A 15,771-nucleotide genomic window follows, 5' to 3' on the forward strand; every position below is an offset into this window, starting at 1 on the left:
CCCAAGAGGCTTACTGCTCGGTGTTCCAGCGGTCGGCGATCACAGCGGTGGACGTCGCGCCAGACCAGACGCGGACGCTGTCGACCGTTCCGGGGAAGTAGCGCGCGGCAGCGCCGTCGATCTTCGCCCGGCCGACCTCGAACGCCCCCGTCCCCTGCCACGGAGCGGGGAAGGACACGTCGTCGTCGTTGCCCATCCGTGCGCTGTTGACGTAGAGGCTGAGCGAGCCGAGCTTCGGGCCGCTGGACGTGTCGACTGTCGCCTGGGCGTCGTAGACGACCGTCAGCATGACGGGAGCGCCATTGAGTTCAGCAGTGCTGATGGCATCGGACTCGTTCTTCGTCCAGGTCGCACCGGTGCCGTCCTTGTCGGGGCGGCCGAAGGTCCAGCGTCCCCGGCTGCTGCCTGCCGGCTGCTCGTACCAGAGGCCCCAAGACGACTGCGTCGCTCCGGACTGCCCGAACACCTGCACCGCATACGACTTGGTGGTGTCGGTGAACTTGGCGGGGTCCAGCGTCACCCAGGCGGTCGCCGTGAACGAACCGGTGTCGTCCACGATCGGCCCGATCGCCGAGGCATAGGCGCTGGCGCCGTTCAGCTGCATCGTCTGCCTGGTGGTGCCGGTCTCACCGATGTCCGGGTCCGCGCCGGTCGTGATCTGGGCCAGCGTTGCCCCACTGAGGCTCAGAGTGCGGCCGAAGCCGCTGGTGTCCTTGACCGTGGTGCCGGTCGCGTTCACCGTGTCCGTGGCGCTCCACTTGGCGACGAGCGCCGGCGTCGGAGCGTCAGCATCGCCGTCACTGATGTCCTCGTCCTCCAGGCGGGCGTCCTGGACGACCTCTGCATCGGTGAGCACCCGGGACCAGACGTGTACCTCGTCGATGAGCGCGCCGGCGTATTCGACGTAGCCGGTGCTGTTGTGGAACCTGCCGATCTGGAGTGGCCCGGTCGCCGCCCATGGTGTGGTGAAGGCTACGGGAGCCCCCTGGGGTCGGCCGTTCACATACAGCTGCACGGTCTGACTCACGGCGTCGTAGACGCCGGTGAGGTGGGTCCACACGCCTGCCACGGGGGCGGTGAGGGAGGTGGAGCGGCTGGCGGTCGGAGCAGCCACGTCACTTTGGTAGCGGGAGAAGGCGAACCGTTTGCTGGTGGCCGAGTAGTGCAGTGCGAATCCCGACAGCGTGGTGGCCTGCTGCGAGATGATGGTCTGGCTGCGGGAGACGTCCGAGAGCCGAACCCAGGCGGAGAGGCTGAACGACTTGGTCGTGTCCACCACCGGTCCCGACGACTGGGCATAGCCAGCAGTGCCGTCGAGTTTCAGCGAAGCCGTTCCCGCACGACCCGGGCCGTCGTAGGAGGCTCCTGTACCCATGGACAGTGCGTGGGGTGTGGGAGCTGTCGTGGAGTCGTTGCCGTCGCCGTCGAAGTGCCACACGCCCGAGGGCTTCGCGCCGGGGTTGACGAGGAAGTTGTAGTAGCCGGTGACGGAGCTGTGGCCGGCGGCGTCAAAGCCCCAGACCTGGATGGTGTTCTCGCCGACCTGGTTCGGGGTGATGTTCGCTTTGCCGGCCGTGCCCTTCGCGACGGTGATCGGTGCGGACACCGGGCCGCTGTTCAGCCGCCACTTGTAGCTGACGACGTCGGACTGGACGCCGGCAGCGGTGGCATCCGCGTCAGCCGGCGTGAAGAGGAACGCGCCCGTCACGCCCACGCCGTCTGCGGTCAGCGTCGTGTCCGCAGGCTGGTAGCGCCCGTCCGAGCTGGACACCATCGGAGGCGGCGGAAGATCGGTGTCGACCCGGAAATAGCACCAAGCAGACCAGGCAGAGTCGAGAATCCCCGTCGCACCACGGTCGGTCATGTAGTAGGCCTGTGTCTTGACCCTCAGTCGGTAGTCCGTCTGCGGGGTCAGTGCGGGGGACGTGGCGTCGCGCACTGCGTTGTCCGCTACCCAGGCGCTGGGGGGAGAGTTCGCCGCCCAGGCACGGCTGGTGCCGTCCGCCTTCCAGATCTCGAACGCCGCACGCAGTTGTGCCTGTGATCCGTCCACTGACTGCACGGTGCCGTACACCTTCGGCGTGGTGTCGCCGGTGGCCTGCGGCACAGCGGAAGTCCCGCACGCCTTGCCGCTGGTGCCGTCCTGGACCTTCGCCTCGGTCGGCGCAGAGGGGTAGGAGACGTAGGTGACCGACAGCTTCGCGTCGTTGCGGAACCGCGCCCAGGCGGCCGCGTCGGACTCGTCGTGCGCGGTCAGCGAGAAGGTGATCTCAGCCTGCTTGTTCGCTGCGTAGGACGCGAGCGTGGTCGTCAGGTTCTCGTTGGTCTCCCCGCCGGAGACGTTGTCGCTGAAGCGGACCCAGTTCGCCGGCTGCGACGGACTGCACAGGGTGCCCCGCCCGTAGGCCACTTCCCGGTCGCCCATCAGGTCCACGCCGGCGGGCTTGGTCGACCAGGTGGTGCTGGAGGAGATGCCCTTGTCCACGCGGGTCAGGTCGTACAAGTGCGGAGTGCAGGTGAACGTCCACAGCTGGTACACCTCCATCGTCGCGTCCAGGATCTTCTTGCCGTGGATCGACGACAGCGGGTACTCGAAGTACATGCGTTGGGTGTACGGGGTGTTGGCGCAGAGGTAGCCGGCGTAGTTGGAGCAGCGCCCGACGCCCTTGTCCCCGTCGAACTCCCAGTACTTGGTGCCGTTGGAGGCCAGGGCCGTCCAGTCGCCCAGCGCGATGCCCTTGGTCGGCGGGTCGATGTACAGCGGGAAGACCGTGTCCTTGCCATGGAGCAGGGCCGGATCGGGCGTGATCTCCAGAGCGGTGCCGGTGACCTTGAGTGGAAGCGCAGCCGCCGCGTCACCGCTGCCGGGACCCTCTGACGGGGACGGCTCGCCCCCGGCGGCGGGCAGCGGGGCGGACTTCGTCGTCTCCGGCTCGCCTTCGGCCGCCGCCGGAGCGGTGCGGGCGAGTTGCGTCGTGACGCCTGCCGCGGCGGTGCTCGTTGCCGGAGTATCACCGGCTGAATCCCACATCCGCCCCGCCGGGCTCTCGAAGACCGGGCTGCCGTCGCCATCGCGCGCGACGAAACCGCCGTCGGCCGTCTGGGCGATGTCCAGGCCACCGCCGGAGACGGTCATCCTGATCGTCGCGAGCGCCGGGTTCTTCGCCGCCTCCGCTGTTTTGACCACGAGCACCGACGTGTAGCCCGAGCTCAGCGCCGTCAGCTTCAGATCGACGTCCGGGAAAACTTCGGCGTAGGTGGCGGCGGCGCCGTCGAGCTGGGGCTCAGGGAGCGCGGTCGGCCAGCCGAGCCTCAGCTCGTGCCCCCCCCCCGTCCTCCAGGGTGACCAGTCCGGCCCCGCTGCCGCCGCCCGAGAAGGTGAGGCCGGCCGTCGTGTTCTTCGCCCGCACCGAGCCGTCGGTCTTGCGCACGAGGGTGGTGTCGATGGGGGCCCAGGTGCCGTCGTCCTTGCGGGCACGTACCGGAGCCGCGTTGCTCTCCTGTGTAAAGGTGCCGTCCGGGTTGGCGAAGACCTGGGACGACTCGGTGGTCGCCGCATCCACGGCCACCCGCTCACCGGTCTTTGCCGCGAGAGCACTGGCCTTCGACTCCGGAGTTCCGTCAGCCGCTGCCGAGGCTGCCCCGTCATCGGCGAGGGCTGGAGTCGTCCCAGCCCCGATCATCGGTACCGCGCCCGCGAGAAGCGCGACGGCTATCGCCCAACTCCGCACTGCTTGGTGCCAGCCGTGCCGCCGTCTTCGCGTAAACACGTCCCCACCCGCCCCCTTAACTTTCTCTTACATAAGCTGTGAAGATCATGTGTCAATCGAACATGCTGGTCAATGGTGTCAGGTGTCACGTTTAAGTCCCTTCAACTCGGCACTGATGCCTGCCAGTTGAAGTCGGTCGGTGGCAGCGAAGAGGCCTGATTCTCGAGGCGTGAATCGATGGTCTCGGTCAGCCCAGCAGATGGCTGATGCCGCCCTGGCCATCCGTCCCGTTCCAGACGACGGCCGCGAGCCAGAATGGGTACCAGGCCGCGCGCTCCGGCAGGAAGCGTGCTCCGAAGAACCACGCGAGGGTCAGGGCGGCGGGGAACAGGCAGCAGCACCATCCGCGCACGCGGGGGGCGGGGACTGGGGCTGGGCGTTCGGGGTTCTCGGGCACCCTGGGCACGCTAGGCGGGGGCGGTGACCTGCACATGAGTACCGGTACCTACACGTCATCCCGGTCGGTTCCAGCGGGCGGCAGACCTGGTCGGCGATACTTGCCGGGTGAATCCGCCGCCAGATGGTCTGCCCGTCTACCGTGTCCTGACCGGCCCCGACGATGTGTCGTTCTGTCACCGCGTCAGCGACGCGCTTGCCCTGGGGTACCGCCTCCACGAAGGTCCGGCGGTGACGTTCAACGGCAGCCGCGTCATCGTTGCGCAAGCGCTGCTCTGGCCTGGTGGTCACGCACCGGGTGCCGTGGGCGAGTAGGTGGAGCGGGAGTTGTCGTCTTGTTCGGTTGAAAGGGCGCGGCTCCGCCCTGACCTTCGTTGGGTACGGTCCCGCCATGTCTGAATCAAGTGGATCATCAGGTCCCGCCCCCGTCACCGCCGATGACGTGCAGTACGCCGTCCGGCTGGCCGTCGCCGTGCTCCGGAGTGCGGAGGGGGCCGACTGGGACGCCAACGCAGGGTCGGTGGAGTGGAGTTGTTGGGAGACCGTCGAGCATCTCGCCGATGATCTGTTCGCCTATGCCGCTCAACTCGGGCCCGAGCAGCCGCCGTTGGACGCCGAGGTGCCGTTCGTCTGGAGTCGGAAGAAGCCAGGGGCGCCGGCGAACGTGATCTTTGCCGATCGTGCGGCCGGGCCGGGCGGGCTTGCGCAGGTGCTGGATGCCTGTGGGGCGATGCTGGCGGCCGTGGTGCGGACGGCGCCGGCGAGCGTGAGGGCTCATCATGTCTTCGGGGTTTCCGACCCCGAGGGCTTTGCCGCCATGGGGGTCGTCGAGACGCTGGTGCACCTGTACGACGTCGCCGAGGGGCTCGGGGTCGAGTGGGAGGAGCCGGATGCCGGGCTCTGTGACCGGGTGCTGGCCCGGCTGTTTCCCGATGCGCCGACCGGCACCGACCGGTGGCCCACGCTGCTGTGGGCCACCGGTCGGGGGGAGATCCCGGGGCATGCGCGTCTCACGCAGTGGCGGTGGTACGGCGTTCCCCGGGGTGAGCGGTAGGAGGCCTCAGCAGGCGCCCGGGCCCACTCCGTCGATCCTGCCGCCGAAGTCGCCCTGGTAGCGCGAGCGCCAGTCGCCGTTGAAGACGTCACGCTTCTCGACCGGCCCCCAGTTGATGAAGCAGGCGCGGGTGCCGGCGACGAAGGAGCCGACGTGGTCGTGGAGGTAGGGCGGCATGTCGCGGTAGCCGCTGCGGGCGGTCCACTCCCAGCTGCTGCCGCCGAAGTCCTCGCCGCTGTAGAAGCAGACCGAGCCGTCGGGACAGGACGGCGCCGCCGCGGCCGAGGCGTCCTGGGCCGGCAGGACGAGAGCGGTCAGGGCGAGGGCGGCGGCGCAGGACCAGGCGCGAAGTTTCATGAACGTCTCCGGAGGAGGAAATGGGCGTGCTCAGCGCCTCGGCGGACCGTCGTGGCCGCCTTCATACTTCCGGCCCGGCCCGCGACATGCCCGGGGTGAAGATCCACATCGCCGATGTGAGGGAAGTGGTCAGCTGATATGGAAAGTGGCTTGAATCAGTAAAGGAAGTCCCATACGTTCTCCCTCGCCCCTGCGGTACTGCATGGGCACATCAACTTCATATTCGTCAGAGGGAGCTCTGGGGAGAGCTCCAAGGGGGAGACAAGGGAATGACCAACCCTTGGTTCCGGCGGCTTCGTCGTACCCGGACGCTCGGTGTGCTGCTCGGCAGCGCCGTCGTCCTGGGCACGTTGCCCGCCGTCACCAGCGCGGCCGAGGCCGCCGACGCCGTAATCAGCAGCTCGGCCGGTACCACCGCCGAGGTGACCGCGTTCGCCGAGGCCGCCGCCACCGGCGAACCGGTGGAGATCGTGCCGCGGCGCACGGAGGACGAGCTCGTCTTCGCCAATCCGGACGGCTCGCTCACCAGTGAGACCAGTGTGCAGCCCCAGCGGGTGCACCGGGCGGACGGCAGTTGGGCCGCCGCCGATGCGACGCTGGAGCGGCGGGCCGACGGAACCGTAGGACCCAGGGCCGCCGTCGTCGACCTGGCCTTCGCGGCCGGCGGCTCGCAGGACTTCGTGACCCTGGGCGAGGACGGCAGGTCCTTCACCCTGCGCTGGCCGAAGCCGCTGCCCGAGCCCGTGCTGCGGGGCGACACCGCCGAGTACCGCGAGGTGCTGCCCGGCGTGGACCTGCTCGCCTCCGCCTCGGTCACCGGGTACGCCTACGTGCTGGAGGTGAAGACGCCCGAGGCAGCCCGCAACCCGGAACTCGCCCGGCTGCGGCTGCCCGTGCGGGTCGACGGGCTCGACCTCAAGGCCGCGGCGGACGGCGGGCTGGAAGCCGTCGACGCCTCCGGCGCGCGCCTCTTCGGCGGCCAGGCCCCCAAGATGTGGGACTCCGCGACCGCCGCCCAGCAGCTCCCGGCCGAGGCCGAGGCGGGTGCCGAGGCCGGTGCCGGTGTCGAGGCCGTGGCCGCCTCCGGGGCCGCCGCCCCCGTCCAGGACGCGCCCGGCGCGGCCGCGAAGGTCGCCGACATGGGCCTCGACGTGTCCGCCGACGCGGTCACCGTCGTTCCGGACCGCACCGTACTGACCGCCGCCGACACCGACTTCCCGGTCTATCTCGACCCGGAGGCCGGCATGTCCAAGAGCGAGTGGCTGTACGTCTCCAGCGCCCACCCGGGCACCGAGTTCCACAAGTTCAAGGACGACGAGGGCGTCGGCCGCTGCTCGTACAAGTCCATCGGCGGCACGTACTACGTGTGCAGCTCCTCGCCGTACACCAACCGCATGTACTTCCAGTTCTCCACCGAGGGATGGAAGAACCGCACCATCTCCAAGGCGGTCTTCGAGGTCTACGAGACGTTCTCCTTCTCCTGCCAGGCGAGCACCGTCAACCTGCATCTGGTGGACGAGGCCGGCGTCGACTCCGCCACCAACTGGAACAACAAGCCCAAGGACGGCGACCTGATGGTCGACCGCACGGTGGCCTACGGCCGCGGCAGCAGCTGCAGCCCCGACGCGCCCGCCAGCTGGGTCGACTTCCAGGACAGCAGCAAGGAGGACAACGAGAACCTCACCCCCACCGTCCGCAAGAAGGCCGCGGCCGGCGCCCCGATCGCCTTCTCGCTGCGCGCCGCCGACGAGGACGACGCGAACTCCTGGAAGCGGTTCCGCGGCGACAACGCCAAGCTGGTCGTCACCTACAACACCACCCCGGGCAAGCCGTACAACGAGCGGCTGAGCAACCCGGAGGAGAAGACCTGCACGACCGACAACACCAAGCGGCCGTGGATCCGTGACGACACCCCGACCATGGCGGTCAACGGCACCGACGCCGACTCCTACACCGACGGCACCGGCCAGAACCTCACCGCGACCTTCCGCGTCTGGGACCAGGTCGACGGCCGGCCCATGGTGTACGAAGGCAAGGACGGCCCGCAGAACGAGGGCGTGTTCGAGAAGGGCATCCCGATCAAGGAGCTGGCGCACGGCCACGGCTACAAGTGGCACGCCCAGACCTACGACGGCTCCACCGGCAAGCTGAAGGACTCCGGCTACTCGGACTGGTCCGACTGGTGCGAGTTCGTCGTCGACACCGAACGGCCCGACACCAAGCCGCTGGTGACGCCGGCGAACGGCGAGGCCGACCTCCCGGCGGGCGCCAAGCGGCACTTCACCGTCTCCGCCAACGGAAACTCCGACTCGGTCTTCAAGAACGACGTCGAGTACTACGAGTGGGACCTCGGCAACGACACCCCCGGCCGCCACGCCACGCCCGCGAGCCTGGGCGGCAACGCGACCATCGAGGTGGCGCCGTCCACGTTCGGCCCGAACGTGCTCTACGTGCGCAGCGTCGACCGGGCCGGCAACCGCGGCCCGCTGGAGAAGTACATCTTCACCGCCGACCGCGCCTGCGCCGACGCCCTCGCCGACTCGTGCGCGGCGGCCGTCTACGGCCTCGACCAGAGCACCGGCGGCACCGCGCCCGACGCCTCCGGCCACGACCGCACCCTGACCGTCAAGGGCGCCGACTGGGTCGCGGGCAACCACTCCGCCGACCAGCCCGCCGACAAGGCCCTGCGGTTCAACGGCAGCAGCGACTACGCCACCGCCGCCTCCGCCGTCCACACCGGGCAGGCGTTCACCGTGTCGGCATGGGTGCGGCCCACCTCGCTGAGCGAGAACATCGCGGTGATCGGCCAGTCCGGCGGCCAGGGCAACGGCTTCAACCTCTACTACTCGACGGCGTTCAAGCGCTGGATCTTCGGCCGGCACATCTCGGACACCGCCGACTCCGACATCATCCGCGCCATGGCGGCCAGTGAGAAGCCGGCCGTCGTCGGCAGGTGGACGCACCTGGCGGGCACCTACGACCCGGCCGCCCGGAAGTTCACCCTCTTCGTCGACGGCGAGGAGCAGGGCAGCGCCGCCGTCACCGACGTCTGGAACGCCACCAAGGGCCTGAACATCGGCCGCGCCCAGTACAAGGGCGAGTGGCACGACTTCTTCGCCGGTGACATCGACGACGTCCGCCTCGTGCCCGGCCTGCTCTCCGGCACGGAGATCTACCGGCTCGCGAACAGCTGATCACCCGGTGATCACCGGTTGATCAACCGGCTGATCACCGGCTGCACTTCGACGCTCCTGACCAGAGCGTCCGCCACATCACAAACGGGAGGAGCGCGCATGCGCTCAACACGGAGACATCACGCCCGAAGGTGGGCGAAACCCCTGGCCGCGACCGTGTCCGCGGCCCTGACCCTGACCCTGCTCCAGGCCGTCCCCGCCCTCGGCGACGACGACACCCGGGAGCAGCGGCGGCCCAAGACGCAGGACGTGGCCTCCACCCCCGTGGAGGAGGCCGACGGCCCGCGCACCCCGCTCAAGCACCTCACCGGATACGGCGTCACGCCCCGCCCGAAGGCCGCCTGGCCCGAGCCGGGCAGCGCCACCGTCACCCTGGGAGCGAGCGGGGCGAGCGGGGCGACCGCGGCGGTCCGCAAGGGGCTGCGCGCGGGCGGTCTCCCCGTCCGCCTCGCGGCTCCCAAGGCGGCCGCCTCGCGGGCCGCCGCGCCCACTCGGGCCAAGGTCGACGTCCTCGGTCACGCCGCCGCGCGCAAGGCCGGCATCGACGGCCTGCTGCTGAAGGTCACGCGCGCGGACGGCCGTACGACGGTCGGGGGCAAGGTCTCCGTCCAGGTCGACTACGCCTCCTTCGCCCAGGCCTACGGCGGCGACTGGGCGCAGCGGCTGCGGCTGGTGCAGCTGCCCGCCTGTGCGCTGACCACGCCGAACGCGGCCGCCTGTCAGGGCGTCACGCCGCTCGCCACCAGCAACGACGTGCGCGGACAGAAGCTCACCGCCGACGTCCCGGCGGCCGTCGCGGGCGCCAAGGCGCCGCTGCTCGCGGTGTCCGCGGCGCCCGCGGGCGGTTCCGGCTCCTACACCGCGACCTCGCTGGCGCCCTCGGCGTCCTGGCAGGTCGCGGCCCAGACCGGCGCCTTCACCTGGCAGTACCCGCTGCGCGTGCCGCCCGCCCTCGCGGGCCCCTCGCCGCAGCTGGGCCTGGCCTACAACTCGGCGTCCACGGACGGCCGTACGGCCTCCAGCAACAACCAGACCTCCTGGGTCGGCGAGGGCTTCGACCTCAGCGCCGGCTACATCGAGCGCGCCTACCGCTCCTGCACGGAGGACGGCCACGACGAGGCCGGCTCCCAGAAGTACGACCTGTGCTGGCACTCCGACAACGCCACCATGAACTTCGGCGGCCGGGCCGGCGAGCTGGTGAAGAAGTCGGCCAACGAGTGGCGGCTGAAACAGGACGACGGCACGAGGATCGAGCGGAGGACCGGCGGCTTCAACTCCGACGACAACAAGGAGTACTGGGTCGTCACCACCACCGACGGCACCCGCTACTACTTCGGCAAGGGCAAGCGGGAGTCCGAGGCCGCCGACGCCGAGAACACCGGCTCCTCCTGGGAGGTCCCGGTCTTCGGCGACGACAAGGACGAGCCCTGCCACAAGGACACCTTCAAGGAGTCCCGCTGCCAGCAGACCTGGCGCTGGAACCTGGACTACGTCGTCGACGTCCACGGCAACACGATGACGTACTACTACGGCACCGAGACCAACAAGTACGACTCGGTGCGCGGCGACAAGGTCGTCTCCTACGACCGCGGCGGCTGGCTCAAGCGCGTCGAGTACGGCGAGCAGCAGGGCAAGGAGAACACCACCGCCGCCCCCGCGCAGGTCGTCTTCACCACCGTCGAGCGCTGCACGGGCGCGGCGGCCGACTGCGAGCCGGGCGATCTGAAGGAGTCCACCGCCACGCGCTGGCCGGACGTGCCGTTCGAGCAGATCTGCACCTCCGACACCGAGTGCAAGGACCAGTGGTCGCCGACCTTCTTCAGCCGTAAGCGCCTGTCGAAGGTCACCACGCAGGTGCTGGGCGCCGACGGCAAGACGTACACGGACGTCGACGTGTGGGACCTGGCGCACAAGTACCAGAGCGCCGACACCACCCACTCCCCGGCGATGTGGCTGGAGTCCATCACCCACTCCGGCAAGGACGGCGCGAACAAGCTCCCGAAGCTGACCTTCTTCGAGCGGCAGGACGCCAACCGCGTCGACACGGGCGCCGACGACCGGCTGCCCATGTACAAGTGGCGCATCCGGGCGATCCAGTCGGAGACGGGCGGCACGATCTCGGTCAACTACAAGCCGAACGAGTGCACCCCGGCCAACCTGCCCACCCCCGAGACCAACACCAAGCGGTGCATGCCGTCCTTCTGGTCGAAGGAGGGCACGGTCGGCGAGAAGGAGGACTGGTTCCACAAGTTCGTCGTCGACACGGTGATCGAGGACGAGGTCACCGTCACCGGCCCCAACAAGGTCACCTCCTACGACTACTCCGGCGCGGCCTGGGCCTTCGACGACAGCGAGCTCGTCAAGACCAAGAACAAGACCTGGAACCAGTGGCGCGGATTCCGCTCCGTCACCATGAAGACCGGCGAGGCGGGCTCCAGGCAGCTGCGCACCGAGACCACCTACCTCCAGGGCATGGACGGCGACCGGGAGAAGGAGTCCGGCGGCACCAAGTCCGTCACGGTCACCGCCTCCGACGGCACCAAGGTCCGCGACGACGAACGCCACCAGGGCTTCCAGCTGGAGCAGCGCACCTTCGACGGCGCCGACGAGATCAACGCCACCGTCAGCACCCCCTGGAAATCGGCCCCGACGGCCACCGAGGGCAGCGACGAGGCGACCTACGCGGCGGTCAAGTCGACCAAGACCCGCACGGCCCTGGACGGCGGCAAGGTCCGCCGCGCCGCCATCGAGCACTTCTACGACTCCTACGGCATGCTGGAGCGCTCCTCGGACTCCGGCGACCTCGCCGACCCCGACGACGACACCTGCACCACGAACGCCTACAACCGCAACACCGACATCGGCCTGCTCACCCTGCTGAAGCGGGTGACGGTCGTCCCGGTGGCGTGCGACGACGGCCCGCCGTCCTACCAGGGCGAGGCGATCAGCGACGTCCGCACCTGGTACGACGACCCCGACACCTACGGCGCCACGCCCACCAAGGGCGACGTGGTCCGCAGCGAGAAGGTCAAGGGCTACACGGCCGACGGCACGCCCCAGTACGTGACGACGTCGACCGCGAAGTACGACGCCCACGGCCGGGTGACGGACTCCGCCGACCAGCAGGGCAACACCACGAAGACGGTGTACACGCCCACCCTCGGCGGCCCGGTCACCGGCATGAAGGTGACGGACCCGGCGGGCAACTCCACGACCTCCACGGTCGACCCGCGCTGGGGCCTGGTCACCGCGACCGTCGACGCCAACAAGCAGCGCACCGACCTGGAGTACGACGGCCTCGGCCGGCTGCTCAAGGTGTGGCTGCCGGGCCGCGCCAAGGCCTCTCAGACCCCGAGCCTGGAGTACGGCTACCTGGTCCGCAACAACGCGCCCGTCGTCACCACCACCAAGTCCCTGCTCCCCAACGGCTCGGTGGCCACCAGCCACCAGCTCAGCGACGGCCTGCTGCGGCCGCGCCAGACCCAGACGCCGGCGGCGAACTCGGGCCGGGTCGTCACGACCACCGAGTACGACAGCCGGGGCCTGGCCGTGAAGGAGATCGGCCCGTTCTACAACTCGGCGGCCGTCAGCACGAGCTTCGTGAACGTGGTGGACGCCTCCGAGGGCACCCCGCGCGAGACGGAGACCGTCTACGACGGCGCCGGCCGGCCCACGGACGAGATCTTCCGGGTCGCGGGCGCGGAGAAGTGGCGCACGAAGGCGTCGTACCACGGCGACCACACGACCGTGGATCCGCCGGCCGGTGAGACGCCGACCGCCACCTACAACAACGCGCAGGGACTGACGACCAGACTCCTGCAGTTCAAGGGGTCCTCGCCGACCGGTGACGCCGACACCACCACCTACGCCTACGACACGGCGGACCGCCTGACCGAGGTCAAGGACCAGTCCGGCAACGTCTGGTCGTACGAGTACGACGTGCGCGGTCGCCAGACGGTGGCCAAGGACCCGGACACCGGCACCACCCGCATGACGTACAACGACCTGGACCAGGTCCGCACGACGACGGACGCCCGCGGCACCGTCCTCACCTACGACTACGACAAGATCGGCCGCCAGCGCTCCCTGTACAACGGCTCGACGAAGCTGGCGAGTTGGGAGTACGACAGCGCGACGGTGGCCAACGGCAAGGGGCGGCTGGCCTCGGCGACCCGGTGGATCGGCGCCGACGCCTACACCACGTCCGTCGACTCCTACGACGTGGCGGGACGCCCCACGAAGTCCTCGGTCACCATCCCGGCCGCCGAGGGCAGGCTGGCGGGCACCTACTCCGTCACCGCCTCCTACAAGCCGGACGGCTCGCTGAACGACGTCGACCTGCCGGCCGCCGGCGACCTTCCCGCGGAGACCGTCACCACCGGCTACACCGCGACCGGCCTGCCGTCCTTCACCCTGGGCGACAAGACCGACTACGCCCGCGAGACCCGCTACTCCAACTACGGCGAGGTCCTCCAGCTGACCCTGGGCACCGCCAGCGCCGACAAGTACACCTGGCTGACCAACACCTACGAGGAGGGCACCCGGCGCCTGGAGCGCGCCCGCATCGACCGGGAGATCGTGAAGACCCCGGACGCGGACCTCACCTACGGGTACGACCCGTCCGGCGAGATCAGGAAGATCGCGGACACGCCGGAAGGCAAGACGGCCGATGTCCAGTGCTTCCGTTACGACTACCTGCGCCGGCTGACCGACGCCTGGAGCCAGACCGCCACCGACTGCGCCGCGTCCGGTGAGACGGCCACGATCGGCGGCCCGGCCCCCTATTGGCACTCGTACGCGTATGACGCCGCGGGCAACCGCACCGGCGAGACCCGCCACGCGACCGGAGCCACCGGTACGGCGGCCATCACCCAGACGACGTCCTTCACCCCCGGCGGCACGGACGCCAAGGGCGGGGTCCACGTCCACGCGCCCAAGTCCGCCGAGGCGCGCACGGTGACGTCCGCCAAGGAGGTCACGGCCGCCCAGTCCTTCGCCTACGACGAGTCCGGCAACACCGTCCGCCGGACGAAGGCGGCGACCGACCTGGCGCCGGCCGTCGACCAGAAGCTGGACTGGGACGACGAGGGCCATCTGGCCGCCGTCACCCCGTACACCTCCGGCGCCCTCGACGAGGCCCAGAAGACCGGCTTCGTCTATGACGCCGACGGGAGCCGGCTGCTCCGCAAGGAGAAGGGCGCGGTCACCCTCTATCTGGGCGACCAGGAGATCCGCCTCGACACGGCGAAGAACACCCTCACCGGCACCCGCTACTACTCGCACGGCGGGCAGCAGATCGCCGTGCGCACGGCGGCCGGGGTGACCTGGCTGGTCGGCGGGCAGAACGGCACGGCGGAGATCGCCGTCCGGGCGGCCGACTCGGCGATCGTCCAGCGCCGCACCCTCCCGTTCGGCGAGGTGCGCGGGGCGAGGCCGGCCACCGGGGCCTGGCCGGGCGACAAGGCCTTCGTGGGCGGCACCGCCGACGCCACCGGCCTGATCCATCTCGGGGCACGCGAGTACGACCCGGCGACCGGCCGGTTCGTGTCGGCCGACCCGGCGCTGAACTTCGACGACCCGCAGCACCTCAACGCCTACGCGTACGGGCGCAACAACCCGCTGGCCTTCCCGGACCCGACGGGCCTGTACTGGGGCGAGTCCTGGATCAGCCCGATCGGCCACGGCGTCCTCGACGTCGCCGGTCTGGTGCCCGGTTTCGGCGAGCCCGCCGACCTGCTCAACGGCCTCTGGTACACGGCCGAGGGCAACTACATCGACGCCGGTCTGTCGTTCGCCTCGGCCATCCCGATCGCGGGCTACGGCGCGAGCGCGGCCAAGGGCGCCCGGTACGTCAACAAGGCCGTGGACGCCGTCGACACCGCGACCGACGCGGCCAAGGCGGCCGACAAGGTCAAGGACGCCAAGAAGGTCGCCGACGACATCACCCCGCCGGCCACGCCGAAGCCCAAGCCGAAGCCCGAACCGGCCCCGCCGGCCAAGGCCAAGGAGGCGCCCGAGGTCAAGAAGGGCGACTCGGGCGGCAAGAAGGGCGACGGCGCGGGCGAGAAGGGCGGCACGACCGGCAAGGCCGACGACGCCGACGCGCCCGGTCCCTCCTGCAAGGTCGGCAACAGCTTCGTCCCGGGCACGACCGTCGTCATGGCGGACGGCACCGAGAAGCCGATCGAGGAGATCGAGCCCGGCGACGAGGTGCGGGCGGTGGACCCGGAGTCCGGCGCCGCGCAGGCCGAGCCCGTCACCGCCGCCATCACCGGCCACGGCGTGAAGAACCTGGTCGAGATCACCGTCGACGTCGACGGCGACCGCGGCGACGCCACGGCGAAGGTGACGGCGACGGACGGCCACCCGTTCTGGGTGCCCGAGCTGCACGAGTGGGTCGACGCCAAGGACCTGAAGCCGGGGCAGTCCCTCACCACCGACAAGGGGGCGCGGGTCGAGGTCGTGGCCGTCGTGAAGACGGTCCGTACCGCCACGGTGCACAACCTGACGGTCGCCGACATCCACACGTACCTGGTCCGGGCCGGCGCGGTGCCGGTGCTGGTGCACAACTGCGGGAACGCGGAGAGGGACCACGGGGTCCAGGGGGCGCATCCCAAGGACCACATCGGCAAGACCGACCAGGAGCTGGCCGACCGTGCCGCGCACGACCCGACGGCCGGCGGACGGGCCTCGTCCCTGAATGCCGGTGATGCCCAGGCCAACATCGACACGGCGGTGCAGGCCAACCTGAGCAAGATCAACGAATGGATCCGCAAGCAGTCCACGCCGGTGAGCGCGCGCAAGGAGTTCACCCATGACTTCGGCGCGACCGTGATCGGCAGGAAGGCGGACGCGAGCGGAGTCCATGACGCCACCAAACTCACCCTGGTGGTCATGAAGATCAACAAGGGAACCGGCGGACACAAGGGGGCCTGGGTGCTGTTCACTCTTAAGGCCAACTGACCGCCGTCGCCGCCGTGTCCCACCTCGTCGTTCATGA

Annotated in this window: 8 protein-coding genes; 4 read left to right on the plus strand and 4 right to left on the minus strand. The window is 69.9% G+C overall.

Annotation, left to right across the window (positions count from 1 at the left end; all coding sequences use genetic code 11):
- Positions 1-10: 10 nt before the first annotated feature.
- From B5557_RS28200 to B5557_RS43920, 3 genes are all read right to left on the minus strand, one after another.
- Positions 11-3,187 (minus strand): LamG domain-containing protein, encoded by a 3,177-nt coding sequence (locus tag B5557_RS28200; RefSeq protein ID WP_231976055.1) that lies wholly within the window; start codon positions 3,185-3,187, stop codon positions 11-13.
- Positions 3,188-3,284: 97 nt separating this feature from the next.
- Positions 3,285-3,563: a hypothetical protein gene (locus B5557_RS45350; protein ID WP_231976056.1), complete on the minus strand. Its 279-nt coding sequence runs from the start codon at positions 3,561-3,563 to the stop codon at positions 3,285-3,287.
- A gap of 394 nt (positions 3,564-3,957) precedes the next feature.
- Positions 3,958-4,122 carry a hypothetical protein gene (locus B5557_RS43920; RefSeq protein WP_159424439.1) on the minus strand — a complete coding sequence of 55 codons (165 nt, stop codon included), beginning with the start codon at positions 4,120-4,122 and terminating at the stop codon, positions 3,958-3,960.
- A gap of 209 nt (positions 4,123-4,331) precedes the next feature.
- On the opposite strand from B5557_RS43920, the gene B5557_RS28205 reads away from it, so the two are divergent.
- Together B5557_RS28205 and B5557_RS28210 are read left to right on the plus strand one after the other, a co-directional pair.
- A complete protein-coding gene (locus B5557_RS28205) occupies positions 4,332-4,481 on the plus strand; it encodes a DUF1737 domain-containing protein (RefSeq protein ID WP_231976480.1) in 150 nt (49 codons plus the stop codon).
- Positions 4,482-4,557: 76 nt separating this feature from the next.
- Positions 4,558-5,220, plus strand: coding sequence for a maleylpyruvate isomerase N-terminal domain-containing protein (locus B5557_RS28210; RefSeq protein WP_079665043.1), 663 nt, complete (start codon positions 4,558-4,560; stop codon positions 5,218-5,220).
- Between the two features lie 6 nt (positions 5,221-5,226).
- Here B5557_RS28210 and B5557_RS28215 read toward each other — a convergent pair whose 3' ends face one another.
- Positions 5,227-5,577: a peptidase inhibitor family I36 protein gene (locus B5557_RS28215; RefSeq protein ID WP_079662086.1), complete on the minus strand. Its 351-nt coding sequence runs from the start codon at positions 5,575-5,577 to the stop codon at positions 5,227-5,229.
- Positions 5,578-5,846: 269 nt separating this feature from the next.
- Between B5557_RS28215 and B5557_RS28220 the strand changes: the two genes are divergently transcribed.
- Positions 5,847-8,771: a LamG-like jellyroll fold domain-containing protein gene (locus B5557_RS28220; RefSeq protein ID WP_079662087.1), complete on the plus strand. Its 2,925-nt coding sequence runs from the start codon at positions 5,847-5,849 to the stop codon at positions 8,769-8,771.
- Between the two features lie 99 nt (positions 8,772-8,870).
- Complete coding sequence (locus tag B5557_RS28225; protein ID WP_079662088.1) at positions 8,871-15,734, plus strand: polymorphic toxin-type HINT domain-containing protein; 6,864 nt, start codon at positions 8,871-8,873, stop codon at positions 15,732-15,734.
- The last annotated feature ends 37 nt before the right edge of the window (positions 15,735-15,771 follow it).

It is taken from the genome of Streptomyces sp. 3214.6, assembly GCF_900129855.1.
Classification (GTDB): Bacteria; Actinomycetota; Actinomycetes; order Streptomycetales; family Streptomycetaceae; genus Streptomyces; species Streptomyces soliscabiei.

Bases quoted from the DNA above. Each gene is read 5' to 3' on its own strand.
- B5557_RS28210 (WP_079665043.1), top strand. From the start codon at position 4,558: ATGTCTGAATCAAGTGGATCATCAGGTCCCGCCCCCGTCACCGCCGAT.
- B5557_RS28220 (WP_079662087.1), top strand. From the start codon at position 5,847: ATGACCAACCCTTGGTTCCGGCGGCTTCGTCGTACCCGGACGCTCGGT.
- B5557_RS28225 (WP_079662088.1), top strand. From the start codon at position 8,871: ATGCGCTCAACACGGAGACATCACGCCCGAAGGTGGGCGAAACCCCTG.
- B5557_RS28215 (WP_079662086.1), bottom strand. From the start codon at position 5,577: ATGAAACTTCGCGCCTGGTCCTGCGCCGCCGCCCTCGCCCTGACCGCT.